This window comes from Ktedonobacter racemifer DSM 44963, assembly GCF_000178855.1.
GTDB classification, from domain to species: domain Bacteria; phylum Chloroflexota; class Ktedonobacteria; order Ktedonobacterales; family Ktedonobacteraceae; genus Ktedonobacter; species Ktedonobacter racemifer.
On sequence record NZ_ADVG01000001.1, the window covers coordinates 803,028 to 818,408 of the forward strand.

Consider the following 15,381-nt stretch of genomic DNA (forward strand, 5'->3'; position numbering starts at 1 on the left):
AAATGGCTCGGATGTGTTGGGGCCTAATGATCCCCGCAGCCAGAAGATAGGCATGATCTATGTAACGGCCAATGATGAGCATAAAAATGTGCTTACAGCGATCCTTACCCAGGAAAAGGTCGGCCGCGAGAGGATTGCGGTTGTTTTGCCAGCCCAGAATAAAGCTTTTCAGCGCCCGGCGGACTTTGATGGCCTCAAGTCACTCCGCAAGAAGCTGCATGCCCAGGTTGTATTTGTGGCTCCCAGCGGTTCGCCTCCCGCCAATTTCGCTCGCCATCGCAACTTCACGGTTTTCTCATCGCTTGAAGGCTTTACGCAATCACTTGAGGAGACGCCAGCCGCCGAGGCAGAACCCAAACCCACTGGCTTCCTGGGTGGCATCTTTAAGCGCGGCGAGAAGAAGAGCGCCACGCCTGCTAAGAAGAATACTCCTCTGACTACGTCATCCGCAGGCCAAGACGCCAACGAGCCACCATCGGGAAGCGGTCGCCGTAAATCGCAAGAGGTCAATCCAGTTGTGCTGGGCGGAGCTGCCGCCGCGGCAGGGGCCACTATGGCCTCGCGTCCTCCACAGCGGGAGGCGCAGCAACTTCCACGCATCGTCGATGCCGAGCCTGTTAGCCCGAGCAAGGCTGCCCCTACCAGGGCTACAACTATCAATAACGGGCCACTGGATGATTCCGACTTTGATGAGGTGGCAAACACGCCGAACCTGGACGAGGATGCCGAGCCTATCAGTCCCGTGAAGGGGAGGCCACAGCCACTCGACTTCGATCCGGCCTTTGACGATGCGGGTGACCTGCTGGCCCCTCCCACGCCTGAGCAAATGGATGAGCAGTTCGGCGATAAAGGACCTGGCCTCCAGCGCGCTGGCATGATGCGCGCCGAGGACTATGAGACCGTCGATATGCCATTGGAGGACGACGAGGCAACCCCACGCCCCTTCAGCCTGCGGCGTGAGACCCCACCAGCGCCACGCCCATCGCGTGAGCTGCAAGAAGCTGGCCCCAGGCGCCGGACCACTGGTAAGACAGACCGCGGCAAGACTGGCCGGGGACGCATCTCGCCGCGTGATGAGAACGAAGAAGGCACAGGAAGAGGCGCGGGCCTGGCAGGACTGGGCGCCGCGGCCGTCGTGGGTGGCGCGCTAGGCGCGAAGGCCACGTCCAACTCCAGATCTGGCGCGCCAGAGCCAGAACCCATCGAACTGACAGTAGCTCCGCGCAGGCGCACCACCGTCAATCTCAAGAGCGCCAATCCCGAGGGTGCGGCAACCGCCGCCGCCCTCGCGAGCAAGCGACGCCCCAGCGGCAAAATTGACAAGAAGAATGTGAACGACGATCCGGCAACCCGCACCTCTAAGCGCAATAGCGGTAAGATAGTCGCGGCTGGCGCGGCTGGGGCCGCCGCTGGCCTTGCAGCGGGCGAGGCCCTTGCCAGCGGTTCTCGCAACACTGGCAAGACCGCCGCCGTTGGTGCGGGTACTGGAGCGGCAACGCTGCCTAATAACGGTGGAGGCGGTGGACTGCCACCAACGCGTGGCGGTGGCGGCGGTCGTGGCGGTGGCGGCGGACGCTTCCAACCCAACCAGCGCCAGAAGCGCCGTGGCCTGCCCTGGGTCATCGTGGCTGTAGTTGTGCTCGTCCTCCTGGCGGCCTGCGGCATGACGGCCTACGCCCAGCCCGCCCTGCGTACCCAGGTCCTGCACGCCATCACGGGCCAATCCCCGGCGACGGTAACGATCACACCTGATAGCCAGCTCGTCAAGAATGACTACATCGTCAATGGCGTGACGACTAATCCCGACCCGGCCAAGCTGGAGGTCTCGGCCCGCCAGATCTCCGCGACCGTGCAATCCAACACCAGGACCGTCAACGGCAGCGGTCACAAGCAAACGCCAGGAACGCGCTCTTCTGGTGTGCTTACCTTTGTAAATGGATCATCTAACTCATTCTCACTGGCCGGTGGAACGCTTATCACTACTAACGGAGGCCATGTTACCGTCGTCACCGATTCGCTAGTCGTTATCCCTCCCGCTAATCAGAGCGCGGGTGTTTTCGGCACAGCCACCGTCAACGCGCACGCAGCCGATCCGGGTGCCAATGGCAACATCGGCGCCATGACCATCAATAAAAATTGCTGCACTGGCGGGAACTCTATTCTCGTGAAGAATACGGGTGGCTTTAGCGGCGGCCAGGACCCGCAGAACTATACCTTTGTCACAACTGACGAGGCTGGCAAAGTGGCGAATGATCTGCAAACCCAGGCCACGCAAAGCGCCCTGACCAAGCTACGCGGGCAGATACAGAGCGGCGAGGAGATGGCAAGCAATCCGCAGTGCCAACCAACGGCACCGAAGTATAGCCAACCCATCGGCGATACTGGGGCCAATGTACCTTCGACCAGTGTCAGTGTCAGCGTGACCTGTACGGCCCAAGTCTATAACAGGCAACAGCTCCAGAGCCTGGTCGCGAGCAAGCTCCAGGATAAGGCCAATACCGACCTGGGTAGCGGCTACAAGCTGGTTGGCAAGATCCAGACACGCGCCGTTCAGCAGCGCCAGAATGACAAAGGCATCTCCTGGGTCATGGAGGCGCGAGGCATCTGGGTCTACCAGATCACGACCAGCATTGAGCAGGAGTTGGCCCGGCATATCGCGGGGAAACACGTCAACGAGGCCCAGACCATCCTGAGCAGTACCAAGGGCGTAGGCAAGGTCAATAATATCCAGGTCGACGGCGATACCCTGCCAGGCGATCCCAACCAGATCACCTTTACCATTCAGAACATCGAGGGTCTGGGCGACGTTCCCCCAGGCCAGGGCACACCCACCGTTACCGCACCAACCCAACCCGCCCAGGGAGGGAAAGGGTAAATGAATGAATCGATTGTGTTCGAGGCTTTGCCTCGAACACAATCGATTCATTCATTTACCTGACACGGGTAAGGCACCAAATAACTTGGAAAGGAACATTGCTGCCAATGCTGTCGTTGGAAGGCAAGCAACTTGGAAATTATGACGTTATACGTCGCATCCGTGTAGGCGGCATGGGGGCCGTCTACGAGGGGCGGCAACGCAGTGCCTTTGGCAGGCGCGTCGCCATCAAGGTCATCCTGGGCGACTATGCCACTGACCAGGACATGCGCCGCCGTTTCATGCGCGAGGCGCGTACAGTCGCTCGTCTGCACCATCCAAACATTCTCCCCTTAATTGAGTTTGGTGAGGAGCGCGGCGTCCTCTTCCTGGTGATGCCCTTTATCGATGGAGGCACCCTTACCAGCTATCTCAGGCGTAGTCTCCCGGATCTGGCGGAGGTCACCGCGCTTTATCAGCAGATTCTTGATGCCGTCGAGTATGCGCACGACGAGGACCTGATCCATCGCGACATTAAATCCTCGAACGTTCTGCTAGAGATGCGGCGCGGCAAGGTTCCGCACCTCTACCTGGCTGATTTTGGCCTCGTTCGTCCGAGTAAAAGCATTGCGGGCCGTGGCAGGCGGCGCGCCGGAGCGAGTTGGCCCGGTGATCCCACGCAGGCTGGGAAGCCCATTCCCCTCAACCAGGTGCCGGGAACGCCACACTATATGGCCCCCGAGCAGACACGAGGCATCATCACACCTTTAACCGATATTTACGCGCTCGGCGTCCTGCTTTACCAGGTGCTTACCGGTGAACTACCTTATGACGATCCCGATGATGTACGCGTCATCGAGATGCAGCTTTATAATCCCATCCCCTCACCATGCGGCCGCGACGCCTCCATTCCCATAGAATTAGGCGAGGTTGTGTATAAAGCCATGGCCAAAGATCCAGCCCAGCGCTTCCAGAACGTGGCCGAGCTGCGTGAGGCATTTCTCAAGGCCACCTCTGGCCCGCGCGTCGAAATCTTTACCGATAGTGATGGGCAACCCGGAGAGCATATAGATCAATTCCTCGCCCCCGATCTCGACGAGGAGAGACGTCAGACCTCCGCGGACCTCCACGGCCAGGCCACGCTACCCAATACCGGGCGTTCACCTCGTCCCTTCCCACGCGAAGCCGCCGCCAGCCAGGAGCTTAAGCGCGAGGTTGCCGGGGCACCTCACCAGGGCACGACGCTGGATACCGAGATCGCACAGCCCCAGCCCATTATTATGCAGGAGCGCCGGGCGCGCACAACAGGCGATATTCGCCCTTCGATGGCCCACACTCAACAGCACCGCGTGACGGAGGAGCCCACCGATTTCAAGGTCATGCGTCCGGGAAAGATCAAACGACGCCGCAAGCAGAGGCGCGTCGCCCTCCCCTTGATCATCATATCTATGTTCCTTACGGCGCTTGCGCTGCTCTTACTCATCGTGCCGCGTGTCTTCGGCTTTAACCTCTTCGGCGGCTCATCGGTCGCCACCGTCTATGTAACAGCGGAGAGCAAATCCCTCCAGAATACCTATGTTCTGACGGCCTCGCCCTCGGTGCAGGTCGCCGACCCCACCACGCACCGCCTTCCCGCGCGCCAGCTCAAATATACAGTGAAGGGCAATAGCACCGTCAAAGCCACGGGTACCAAGACCAGCAACCCGACCCAGGCCACAGGCACCCTTATTTTTAGCAATAGCAACATCTTACCCATGAACCTGGGCATCGTTACTCTGACCCGTAATGGCCTGACAATACGCACCACCCAGGCCGTACAGCTCGAAGGACAGCGTAGCAATAAACCCGCCACCGCCGTTATCCCGGCGCTCGTCACCACGCCAGGGGACGCGGGCAACCTGGGTGCGCATGTCCTGGATGGCAACTACAGCGTTCCAGGTGTTAGCGTCGCCAATCCCAGCCCCTTCGCTGGCGGCAGCAACGGCCAGACCATCCACACCGTCCAGCAGAGCGACGTCGATAACGTCAAAACCGATCTCGTCCCGCGCCTGCGCCAGCAGCTTGAGCAACAATTCCAAAAGAACCTCTCCTCCGGCGAGGTTCTAGGCGCCCAACCCCACTACGATATAAATACCACGCCCGAGCAGCCTGTTGGAACCGCCATCGACCAGGTCAAAATTGATATCACTATCACAGGCGACACCCTGGTCTACAACAAAGAGCTAGCCACGCATATCGCCGCGCAACTCCTTACCACCGAGGCGCAACACTCCTTGGGAGCGAACTATACCCTCCACGACCAGGTAAGTCAGGTTGGAACAACCAGCGTCAAGGCCGGGCAGAACAACGCCCTCTATCTCAATATCCAGGTACACGGCCAGTGGATCTACAACTTCAGTCAGAGCCAGATCGCAAGCTGGCCCACTAATCTCAAAGGCTCGACCAGCACCACCGCCCTTGCCTACCTGAACCAGCAACCCGGCGTGGCGCGCGTCGAACTCCGCCTCCCCTTCAACAGCGACCACTTCCCCTCCGAGACCGACCAGATCAAAATCATCATCATCAGCACTGGCCAATAATAAGGGTAAAGAAGGCAAAACAGCGATCATACCGGACATGTCCGGTATGATCGCTGTTTTGCCTTCTTTACCCTTATTTCTAGCGTTCGGGGCTGGGGTCATCGGGATTCCCAAAGAAGCCTTGAAGCTTATCCTTGGCTTTGTCAATCAAATCATCGGGGCGTCTCTCGACATCAGGAGGGCGATTCTCTGTAATGTCTCCCTGGGTGCCCCTTTGCGTATAGGGCTCGTTCCCCGTCACGCCTGTCGCGCCCGTGGACCCAGCGCTTCGCGGCTCATCATCACGCTCGCGTATGAGGTCGAAACCTGATTCTGTCTGCTTGGTCGGTTCCGTCGAGAAGTTCTCCTCTGGCTGGTTATCAAATTGCTGCCCACTCCACGGGGCCTGGCTTACATCGCGGTTCTGGGTCACGTCCCTATCCCTGCCTGCCAGCGGCCCCTGTCCCTGATTGAGATCCTGATCACGCTCGTAGACATCTCGCTGGCCCATCCCTGATACATCCTGGTCCTGCTGAGGGATACCACCTTGAAGCGGCTCCTGGTTGATGTTCTGCTGCTGGGTAACATCGCCCTGCGACGGCCTCTGCTTCACCCCCTGATCCTGCTCATACGCACCCGCATCACCCTGCCAGGAACGTCCTGCCAGGTCCTCATCGCGTTGCGGAACATCACTCTGTGTTACATCCTGGTCGTGCCGCTCACTCGGTTTCTGAAACAATTCCTTCGCGCGCTCAAACAGCCCCTTCTTTTCTGTCCCCTGTTCAGCACCTAAGTCGCGCTGAGGCTCGCCTCCCAGCTCACCATTGAGATTCTGGTCACGTTGATATTCGTTCTCCATGTCTGCCAAACCTCCAAACCAAATTAACCGGCTAACACACACCATGCAAACCGCTACACAACACGTACGAATCAGTATATGCCACCCCTACTTCTTGCTACATCCCACGAAGGGGTGATTCTCCCCTGACCCTTTAGAGTGAGAAAAAAATAGTTGTGGAGTGGAATGTGCGCTGGTGGCCTGCAGCCACCAGCGCACATTCCACTCCACAACTGACCCGAGTTGTTTTTGGATATAGGCACACATGCCAGTGTGATATTATATGAGCAGAATAGACGCATATATTCCGCGTTTCAGACCACGGAAAGGCAGTAGATCATGCACGTACGCACCTCGATCATCCGTCTTGTACCGGGCACATATGAGGAGGCCATTGCCCTCTTCCGCGACATTATTCTCCCCAGCGCACAGGAGCAGAAGGGCTTTAAAGGTGCTCAGATTCAGCATAGCGATAGTGATCCCAATCGCCTGATCGTCATGAGCTTCTGGGCCAGCGTGGAAGATCTACTGGCAAGCGAACCGCCCGCAGAGATCCACATGCATATGGAGCGCCTGGACGAACTGATTGAGAACGCCGACCAGGACAACTATTTTGTCGTACACCGCATGTGAGATAGGTAAGTGTGTCATGGACCCCGGCATGCATGCTGGGGCTTGCAGGCATCCTCACCGGTGTCTGTAGGCCCGAACATGACCAGACCCAGCCACCGACGCTGATGCGTGCATCAACGTTGATGGGGCTCCGTTCTCAGGGAGTGTCAAAGATCGTACCTGCGCGTGCGAGGCCAGCGTGCAGCTCTCCAACCGGCGGGTTAAACAGGGCGTGGGTATACCCAGTGCTCGTCGGATGTGCCGCCTGAGAACATCGTCGAGGCCACCATTACCAACAAGGGGCTTGCCCCGCGTTGAGGCTCGGGAACGAGCAAAAGGAGATACATACTAGGTATTGACAATGTGTGGGAAAGTGAGTGAGAATGAGTAGAGGTACTCAGTCGCACCGTTTGCCAAGCAGGTGGATGTCAGCGTGAAAACAGTGCAGCGCTGGGATCGAGAAGGCAGGCCCAAAGCCAAAGGAACGCTTTCTGGGCGTCGCTCCTATCATGAGGTCGATCTGACCACGGCGCTCAACCTTCCGAAGCTGCCAGCCGCTCGCCGAACGAGAGCCTCTTGCCGGGTGTCCCGTCCTGCTCGACCGGAATTCCCGCAAAGCGGTAGAAAAGGCGCTCAAGGATGAAAACCGCACACAAGATTCGGATGAACCCCACCCCTGAACAGGTGGAGTATCTCAAACGAGCCTGTGGCACGAGGCGATTTATCTACAACTGGGGACGGGAGCAGTGGGAAAAGCAGTATCAGGCGTATAAAGCTGAGCAGGAAAGCGTTCCCCAAGAGCAGCGCGTGCTCAAACCGCCATATGCCCTCGCACTCAAGAAGCAATTCAACCAGATCCGGGAGCAGGAGTATCCGTGGACCTATCAGGTGACGAAGTGTGTGGTGGAGGGTGCGTTCGATGACCTCAAAAACGCCTATGACAACTTCTTCGCGGGCAGATCGAACTACCCAAAATACAAGAAGAAAGGAAAATCGCACGAATCGTTTTATTTGTCGAACGATAAATTCACCTTGGGAAGCCATTGGATCTCGATTCCCGGGCTTGGCCGCTTTATCCTCGATCAACGCCAAACGAAGAAGGACCGAGGCAAGCTCTTACGCAAACTGGGAACGGTGAACATCGCCGAAAAACTGCGCTTCGTCGAAAAGGGGAAAGCCACCACTCCCACGAAGAAGCGCAACCAGCGCAAGCACGTCGTGTGCGAACGGGTCAAGATCCTGGGGGCGACGGTCTGCTGTGAAGCGGGGCACTGGTACGTCTCCATTCAAGTAGACATCGCACGGGAGCGCCCCACAACGCCCGAAGCAGTGGTGGGGGTAGATGTGGGCGTAAAGCAAGCTGCTGTGGTGAGTGATGGACGCAGGCTTGAGAACCAAAGGCCTTTAGCGCTCCATCTCAAGAAACTCGGCAAGCTGCAACGCCAACTCAGTAAGAAACAGAAGACGAAAGACCCGCAAACCAAGCGAACCGTGTTCAGCAGGAATTACGAGAAACAGCGGCTCAAGGTCGCACGCAAGCATCAGCAGATCGCCAACATCCGGCGGGATGTGCAGCACACGTTCACGACCGAACTGGCGCGCACCTGTGGGGTCATTGGCATCGAAGACCTCAACATCCTGGGGATGATGGCCAACCGGAAGCTCTCGCGTGCCGTGGCTGATGCCGCGATGGGGCAACTCTTGCAGTTCCTCAAGACCAAAGTGGCCAACGCCGGGGGAGATCTCTTCATCGCCTCGCGCTGGTTTCCTTCCACCAAACGCTGTTCGTGCTGTGGGCAGGTCAAGAAACGCATGCCGCTCAAACACCGCACCTATGAGTGCTTGGCCTGTGGGCTGGTGATCAACCGGGATCTCAATGCCGCCTTGAATTTGCTGTGGTTGGCAACACAACAGCTTCGCCAGCTTCACGCGTAAAGCTGGCCGTCCTGGAGAGTGGCTACCGCCGGACGTAAAATGCCTGGGGAGTTGATGTGAGACCAAAACGGGAGGGCTGATCCAAAGGTTCCCGTGCGCTGGCTATTGACGATGAAGCAGGAAGAACTGACCGCTCGGGAGTGTTCGCGCACATTCGAGTATGAGAAAGGTAGCAGTCCATCGTATGTCCTACGTTTTCGTTGTCGATACCGACCTGCACCCTTTGAACCCGGTGCATCCGGGTCGCGCACGCATCTTGCTTTCATCGGGCAAGGCTGCCGTGCTCAAACGCTCTCCCTTCACGATTGTGCTCAAGACCAGCGTAGAGCAGCCAACACTGGCCCCGCTCAGGCTCAAGCTTGATCCAGGGAGCAACACCACCGGCGTCGCCCTGGTCAGTGACCAGTCCGGTCAGGTGGTTTTTGCCGCCGACCTCTCTCATCGCGGACATGCGATCAAGGATGCTCTGCAATCGCGCCGAGGAGTGCGCCGCTCACGCAGGAACCGCCAGACCAGATACAGAAAACCACGTTTCCGCAATCGGCGCAGACCAAAGGGCTGGCTCCCACCCTCGTTGCAGAGTCGGATCAGCAATATCACGAGCCTCGTACACCGCCTCCAAAAGCTGTGCCCGGTCAGCTCGATCAGCATGGAGCTGGTCAAATTCGATCTCCAGCAGATGGAAAACCCTGAGATGTGCGGGGCAGAGTATCAGCAGGGAACGCTGGCAGGATACGAGCTCAGAGAATACCTGCTCGACAAGTGGCACCGCACGTGTGCCTACTGCGGCAGGTCCAATGTGCCGCTGCAGATAGAGCACATGCAGCCAAAGGCGAAGGGGGGCACCGAGAGAGCCTCAAATCTCACGCTGTCCTGCGGGCCATGTAACCAGAAAAAGGGCACGCAGGATATTGCGGTGTTTCTCAAGAAAAAGCCGGAACTGCTTGCCAGACTCGTGGCTCAGGCGAAGGCACCGCTCAAAGATGCGACTGCCGTCAATGCAACGCGATGGGCGCTCTTTGAGCGATTGAAACCGTTCGGCCTGCCGATAGAGTGTGGCAGCGGTGGGCTCACGAAGTTCAATAGAACGAAGAGAGGGCTGGCGAAAACACACTGGCTTGATGCAGCCTGCGTGGGCAGATCGACGCCTGAGAGCATTCATGCAGAAGGGATCGTGCCGCTGTGTATCAAGGCCAGCGGGCACGGCAACCGGCAAATGTGCGGGACAGACAAACATGGGTTCCCGATTCGCCACCGCCAACGACAGAAGATGCATCATGGCTATCAAACCGGCGACCTGGTCCGGGCAGTGGTGCCAGAGCCACTGAAGACGGCAGGCACCCATGTGGGGCGGGTGCAGGCTCGGGCAACGGGGTCCTTCGACATCACGACGAAGCCAGGGACCCGTGTAGCCGGTGTGGGATACCAGTACTGTCGGCCCATTCAGAGATGCGATGGGTACAGTTACACCAAAGGAGTTCCCTATGCAGGAGCATAACCAGCCGCACCACCCAACCAGCCTGAAAGGAAGACCACATTCCTCCCCCGGCGAAAGCGCGGGGGAGGAATGTGGTCGCATTCTGTGATACGTGGGTTCGGGCAGATGCCCGAACCCACGTATCACACACTTACTCCTGAAGCGCCGCAGGCGTAAAGAAAAAACCTTTTGACCAGGATAAGCTCTGCCCTCTTGCATCCTTCATATTCATGCTCTACTATACAAAACAGAATCCTTTACAGAGAGGTAATTTTTAATCTATGACGCAGACTCCCTCCTGGTGGCAGACCGGGACTATATATCAGATCTATCCACGTAGCTTTATGGATGGCAATGGGGATGGCATCGGTGACATCCCTGGCATTATTAGCAAACTCGATTATCTCCGCTGGCTTGGCGTCGATGCGATCTGGCTCTCGCCGATCTACCCCTCACCTATGGCCGACTTCGGCTATGACATCGCCGATTATATCGATGTCCATCCGATCTTCGGCAAGCTCTCCGATATGGAGCAACTCATCGTGGAGGCTCATAAGCGTGACCTCAAGGTCATCCTCGACTTCGTGCCCAACCACACCTCGGACGAGCATCCCTGGTTCCAGGAGTCACGCTCTAGCCGCGACAATCCGCGCCGCGATTGGTATATGTGGCATGATCCCGCGCCCGATGGTGGCCCTCCCAATAACTGGACCAGTTTCTTTGGTGGCTCGGCCTGGCAGTTCGATGAGCAGACGGGACAATACTATCTGCATATGTTTGATGTTAAGCAGCCTGACCTGAACTGGCGCAATCCCGATGTGCGCGAAGCGATGTATAATGTCCTGCGCTTCTGGCTGGAGCGCGGCATCGATGGCTTCCGCGTCGATGTACTCTGGATGCTACTTAAAGATGAACAATTGCGCGACAACCCACAGCGTCCAGGTTGGAAGCCCGGCGATCCCCCTTATGCCCGCCAGGAAGGCCGCTATACTGAGGATCAGCCCGGCATACACGAGATTGTACGCGAGATGCGCAAGACCCTCGACGATTTTGGCGAGCGGGTCTTCATCGGCGAGATCTACCTCCCCATCCACCGCCTGATGCATTATTATGGCGAGATGCTGGACGAGGCCCATCTCCCCTTCAACTTCCAGTTTGTGACCACGCCAACCTGGGAGGCGCGCACCATCCAGAGCATGGTCCATGAGTATGAGGAGGCCCTGCCCGAGGGGGCCTGGCCCAACTGGGTGCTGGGGAATCACGACCGTCCACGCGTGGCCTCACGCCTGGGTCGCGAGCAGGCACGCGTAGCACAGATGCTCCTGCTGACCCTACGCGGCACCCCCACCTGCTACTATGGCGATGAACTGGGCATGCAGAACGTAGCGATTCCGCCTGAGATGATGCATGATCCCCAGGGCAAGGATAATCCCGTCAATAGCCGCGATCCCAATCGCACACCCATGCAGTGGGACGACACGCCGAACGCGGGCTTCAGCCCGGCGGGTGTCCAGACCTGGCTTCCCATCGCCTCAGACTACCAGAACAATAACGTCGCCGCGGAACAGCAGGACCCATGCTCCTTCCTGACTCTGACGCGCACGCTCCTGACGCTGCGCCGCGCACTCCCGGCGCTCTCGCAGGGTACCTACCAGACCCTGGACCAGGATAACGCCAACTGCTTCGCCTTTCTGCGCGAACACGAGGGTGCACGCTACCTGGTCGTCCTCAACTTCGCAGATGCCGAACAGATAGTGAAACCCTTGCCAGCAGGTCAGGGACGCATCATCCTCTCCACTCACCTGGACCGCGAAGAAGATGTCGACCTGGCGCACCTCCAGCTCCGCGCCCACGAAGGCTGCCTGATCAAGCTAGCTTAAATATATATAAGTGGAGAGAAGAGGAACATGCTCCTCTTCTCTCCATTTATATATATTGTTTTTCGTGTCGGCCCGTGGTATGCTTTTCTCATTCCAGTATCCAGGAAGGAGGAATGCACGTCATGATCGATTACCACGACAAGCCCGATTTCCCAACCCTGGCGGCCTATATCAGCCAGCGCTACGCGGCGCTGCGTCTCCCCTATCAGCAATGGGCCTACCTGGCACGGCTCGCCATTCAGCACCTTCCCTACAATGAACGCCAGCTAGACCTCCTGGCCAATGATATCACTCGCCAACGCACAGAACTTCATCGCGCTATTTTATTTGCCTCGGAACACTTTTGCGATGAACTGCTAGATCGCATTCGCACCCAGGCCCATATGAGCAAGTACGCCTGGAAATCCTTCTACAAAAACCAACCAATCACACTCAAAAATGGCTTTCACCTGCTGATATTTTAAAAGTAGGGTCCATGCTTGCATGGACTTGCGAGCGTAGCGACTTTCCACGTGTAAGAGAGTCCATGCAAGCATGGACCCTACAAACTACGTGAATTCACCGCTTAGCGCCCAATATCTTTGCGGACAAAGCGCGCCGCCGCCAGGACCAGGGCCACGATGGCAACCGCCAGCACCCCTAGCATATTGCCCAGCGACAGGCCATGAATCAGCGGCGTTCCATAGTAGTAAAAGGCGGAGAGGCGTAGCGTCGTCTCTGGCCAACTTAGCTCTGGACCGACATAGCTGATAAAAAACCAGATCACCAGCAAGAAGCTCAAGAGACCAGTATCCACCGCCGCGCGCAGCCAGCCCGAGAGCAGGTAGCCGATGGCGGCCATCAGCAACCCCAGGGGAATAAGCGAGAGCGTCGCGGCAGCCAGGTTACCTCCGTCGAGCTTCAGGCCACTGGCGACCGAGGCCAGCGCAGTCACGCCCAGGGTCACCAGGCCGATAAGCACCGTGGCCGTGGTGAGCGCGCCAAAGCGTGCTAGAATGACAGTCAGGCGCGACTGCGGCGTTGCCAGCACCATTTCATGAAGACCATCCTCTTCATCAGATGACCAGCGGCTGGCCTGGGTAATGGCGAAGGCCATCAGGAGCAACGGCAGGAAGGAGAAGAGCGCACTCAGCAGGGTTGCGTTAGTACTGATATCACTCCCACCAACTTTTGTAATAAAACCTTTGAGCAAAGGTGAGCCCTGGTACATGGAGGTGAGCTGCGCCTCAGATTGCTTCACAATCACAACGATCCACCCGGCAAAGCCAGCGATACCCAGCGTCCACCAGCAGGCGGGAGCTATGATCATCCCCAGGCTGCGTGTATAGACCGACTTCAGCGACCAGGAATTCACCGGGAGCGCCCGCTCCAGGGACATAGTTCGCTCTGGCAGGCGCAGCCAGCGTGGCAAAGCCACCACACTCCCAATATCGCGCCGTATAAAGAAAACCAGCGCCGCGACACTCAGCAGAACGTTCAGGCCCAGCAGGACAAGTAGCCCAAGAGTGTCGGCGCTGTGACCCGGCACCAGAGGCTTGCTCAGATTATAGTAGTAGACGGGAGACAAACGGCTGATCCATTCGGTATTGGGTGTCACCCGGTGTACCATATCCAGCATGATAAAGAGTACCAGCAGGCCACCAGTCACGCCAGCCGCTTTGCCGCGCTCAGGAAAGAATTGGGAGAGTAGCAGCGCGATCGATCCAAACACAGCGCTGATGAGTGACACATTCAAGCCATAGAGCAGGGCGTCGCCCAGACCAAAGGATGCCTTCGCAGACTGGCCGCCCGCAAAGGTCAGGAGCCCGATAAGCAGGCCCATACCCAGCAGAGCGGTCCATACAGCGGCCAGCTTCTCCAGCGCGATGCGCACGCGTCCACGCGGCAGCGAGAGCAGGACATCCATGGAGCCGCGCTCCTCCTCGCCACGCAGCAGGCGGCTGCACACCAGGAGCGGCCAGATGGCGACGATCAAGATGGTAAAACCGTACTTAAAGGTCGCGTAGCCTCCGGGGGTATCCACGGCGACCGGCTCTGCCAGCCAGGCATACGAGCTAGACAGGCTGACGAGCGCGGCCCGTGCCTGCGCCGTATTTATCAGTGAGGGAACGGCGGTGAGCACGGCATACATGAGCAGGCCCAAGCCCAGGCCCCAGCCCAAAATGGCGATACGGGCCTCGCGCAGGGTCTTGAGGTAGACGCTAGTGAACCACATGACTGGCCTCCTTCACGGCCTGACCGTCACTCTCGTAATAGCGCATAAAGATGTCTTCCAGGCTAGGCTCGTGGCTCGTCAAACCAATGACGGAAAACTGAGCCGCCTCTTTGATCACAGCATCAGCCTGGCCCTGTACAAACAGGCGCAAGGTATGCCCATCGACTAGCGATTCCACCTGTTCCACACCAGCAAGCCCTTTGAAGGCCTCGACAGGAACCGGGCTGGCAAAGGTGATGGTCAGCTCATGACGCTTGATATCCTTCAAATCAGTAATAAGACCTATGCGCACGAGCTGGCCACCGCGAATAATGGCGACGCGATTACATGTCTGCTCAACCTCGGTCAGGACGTGCGAAGAGAGAAAGACCGTGCGCCCCTCATCGCGCACCTCTGTAACCATGCGATCAAACTCTTGCTGGTTCAGCGGGTCCAGGCCACTGGTCGGTTCATCCAGAATTAACAGGCGCGGACGATGCATAAAGGCCTGAATGATGCCAAGTTTACGCTTATTACCAGTGGAATACTGGCGGATCTTACGGGTGGGATCGAAATCCAGCCGGGCAATCAGTTGCTTGAGATAGCTCTGATCGATGCCGCCGCGTAGATGGCCAAAGTATTGGAGAATCTGGCCCCCGGTCAGGTTGGGATCAAGCGAGAGTTCGCCCGGTAGGTAGCCAACCAGGCGCTTGATCTCCACGGACTGCTGCCAGATGTCCAGGCCAGCGATGCGTGCGGTGCCTGCGTCGGCGCGTAACAGCGCCATCAGCAGGCGAATCGTCGTCGTCTTGCCCGCGCCATTGGGGCCAAGAAAGCCAAAGACCTCGCCCTCTTCCACCTGGAAGGAGACATCGGTGATGCCGCGCTTGCTACCATAGCGCTTGGTCAGGTGGTCCACTTCAATAATCGCTGTCATGTTAGCGTCCTTTTCCTCTTTTAGAGGCTCTAAACATTCCTTTTTCTAATCTCTTTGCAAGAAAAAAATGCAATAACTGTGAATTCTCGCCACTGC

The 15,381-nt window shown here is 57.9% G+C and carries 10 protein-coding genes and 1 pseudogene; 8 read left to right on the top strand and 3 right to left on the bottom strand.

Annotation, left to right across the window (positions count from 1 at the left end; translation table 11 throughout):
• Positions 1–52: 52 nt before the first annotated feature.
• Together KRAC_RS03700 and KRAC_RS03705 are read left to right on the top strand one after the other, a co-directional pair.
• Entirely contained in the window at positions 53–2,875 is a 2,823-nt protein-coding gene (locus KRAC_RS03700; protein WP_169460853.1) for a baseplate J/gp47 family protein, read from the top strand.
• A 107-nt stretch (positions 2,876–2,982) separates the two neighbouring features.
• Positions 2,983–5,433, top strand: coding sequence for a serine/threonine protein kinase (locus tag KRAC_RS03705; protein ID WP_007904621.1), 2,451 nt, complete (start codon positions 2,983–2,985; stop codon positions 5,431–5,433).
• Between the two features lie 79 nt (positions 5,434–5,512).
• Here KRAC_RS03705 and KRAC_RS03710 read toward each other — a convergent pair whose 3' ends face one another.
• Positions 5,513–6,271 (bottom strand): hypothetical protein, encoded by a 759-nt coding sequence (locus KRAC_RS03710; protein ID WP_007904622.1) that lies wholly within the window; start codon positions 6,269–6,271, stop codon positions 5,513–5,515.
• Between the two features lie 318 nt (positions 6,272–6,589).
• On the opposite strand from KRAC_RS03710, the gene KRAC_RS03715 reads away from it, so the two are divergent.
• The 6 genes and pseudogenes from KRAC_RS03715 to KRAC_RS03735 all read left to right on the top strand — a co-directional run bounded on the left by KRAC_RS03715 (position 6,590) and on the right by KRAC_RS03735 (position 12,618).
• Positions 6,590–6,883 (top strand): antibiotic biosynthesis monooxygenase family protein, encoded by a 294-nt coding sequence (locus tag KRAC_RS03715; protein WP_007904623.1) that lies wholly within the window; start codon positions 6,590–6,592, stop codon positions 6,881–6,883.
• Positions 6,884–7,256: 373 nt separating this feature from the next.
• A pseudogene (locus KRAC_RS65250) lies at positions 7,257–7,469 on the top strand (MerR family transcriptional regulator); the annotation flags it as partial.
• 32 nt (positions 7,470–7,501) lie between these two features.
• On the top strand, positions 7,502–8,797 hold the full coding sequence (locus tag KRAC_RS03720) for an RNA-guided endonuclease InsQ/TnpB family protein (RefSeq protein ID WP_007904624.1): 1,296 nt from the start codon (positions 7,502–7,504) through the stop codon (positions 8,795–8,797).
• A gap of 184 nt (positions 8,798–8,981) precedes the next feature.
• Positions 8,982–10,295 carry an RNA-guided endonuclease IscB gene (iscB, locus tag KRAC_RS03725; protein WP_007904625.1) on the top strand — a complete coding sequence of 438 codons (1,314 nt, stop codon included), beginning with the start codon at positions 8,982–8,984 and terminating at the stop codon, positions 10,293–10,295.
• A gap of 260 nt (positions 10,296–10,555) precedes the next feature.
• Positions 10,556–12,154 (top strand): alpha-amylase family glycosyl hydrolase, encoded by a 1,599-nt coding sequence (locus KRAC_RS03730; RefSeq protein WP_007904627.1) that lies wholly within the window; start codon positions 10,556–10,558, stop codon positions 12,152–12,154.
• Positions 12,155–12,276: 122 nt separating this feature from the next.
• Entirely contained in the window at positions 12,277–12,618 is a 342-nt protein-coding gene (locus KRAC_RS03735) for a hypothetical protein (protein WP_007904628.1), read from the top strand.
• Positions 12,619–12,719: 101 nt separating this feature from the next.
• On the opposite strand, the gene KRAC_RS60680 is transcribed toward KRAC_RS03735, so the two are convergent.
• Positions 12,720–14,369, bottom strand: coding sequence for an ABC transporter permease subunit (locus tag KRAC_RS60680; protein WP_007904629.1), 1,650 nt, complete (start codon positions 14,367–14,369; stop codon positions 12,720–12,722).
• On the bottom strand, positions 14,356–15,285 hold the full coding sequence (locus KRAC_RS03745; protein ID WP_007904639.1) for an ABC transporter ATP-binding protein: 930 nt from the start codon (positions 15,283–15,285) through the stop codon (positions 14,356–14,358). Before KRAC_RS03745 ends, KRAC_RS60680 begins: the two co-directional genes overlap by 14 nt.
• Between the last annotated feature and the right edge of the window lie 96 nt (positions 15,286–15,381).

What these genes read in the sequence shown, in the direction of transcription:
- KRAC_RS03700 (WP_169460853.1), top strand. Translation starts at nt 53, where the DNA reads ATGATCTATGTAACGGCCAATGATGAGCATAAAAATGTGCTTACAGCG.
- KRAC_RS03705 (WP_007904621.1), top strand. Translation starts at nt 2,983, where the DNA reads ATGCTGTCGTTGGAAGGCAAGCAACTTGGAAATTATGACGTTATACGT.
- KRAC_RS03710 (WP_007904622.1), bottom strand. Translation starts at nt 6,271, where the DNA reads ATGGAGAACGAATATCAACGTGACCAGAATCTCAATGGTGAGCTGGGA.
- KRAC_RS03715 (WP_007904623.1), top strand. Translation starts at nt 6,590, where the DNA reads ATGCACGTACGCACCTCGATCATCCGTCTTGTACCGGGCACATATGAG.
- KRAC_RS03720 (WP_007904624.1), top strand. Translation starts at nt 7,502, where the DNA reads ATGAAAACCGCACACAAGATTCGGATGAACCCCACCCCTGAACAGGTG.
- iscB (WP_007904625.1), top strand. Translation starts at nt 8,982, where the DNA reads ATGTCCTACGTTTTCGTTGTCGATACCGACCTGCACCCTTTGAACCCG.
- KRAC_RS03730 (WP_007904627.1), top strand. Translation starts at nt 10,556, where the DNA reads ATGACGCAGACTCCCTCCTGGTGGCAGACCGGGACTATATATCAGATC.
- KRAC_RS03735 (WP_007904628.1), top strand. Translation starts at nt 12,277, where the DNA reads ATGATCGATTACCACGACAAGCCCGATTTCCCAACCCTGGCGGCCTAT.
- KRAC_RS60680 (WP_007904629.1), bottom strand. Translation starts at nt 14,369, where the DNA reads ATGTGGTTCACTAGCGTCTACCTCAAGACCCTGCGCGAGGCCCGTATC.
- KRAC_RS03745 (WP_007904639.1), bottom strand. Translation starts at nt 15,285, where the DNA reads ATGACAGCGATTATTGAAGTGGACCACCTGACCAAGCGCTATGGTAGC.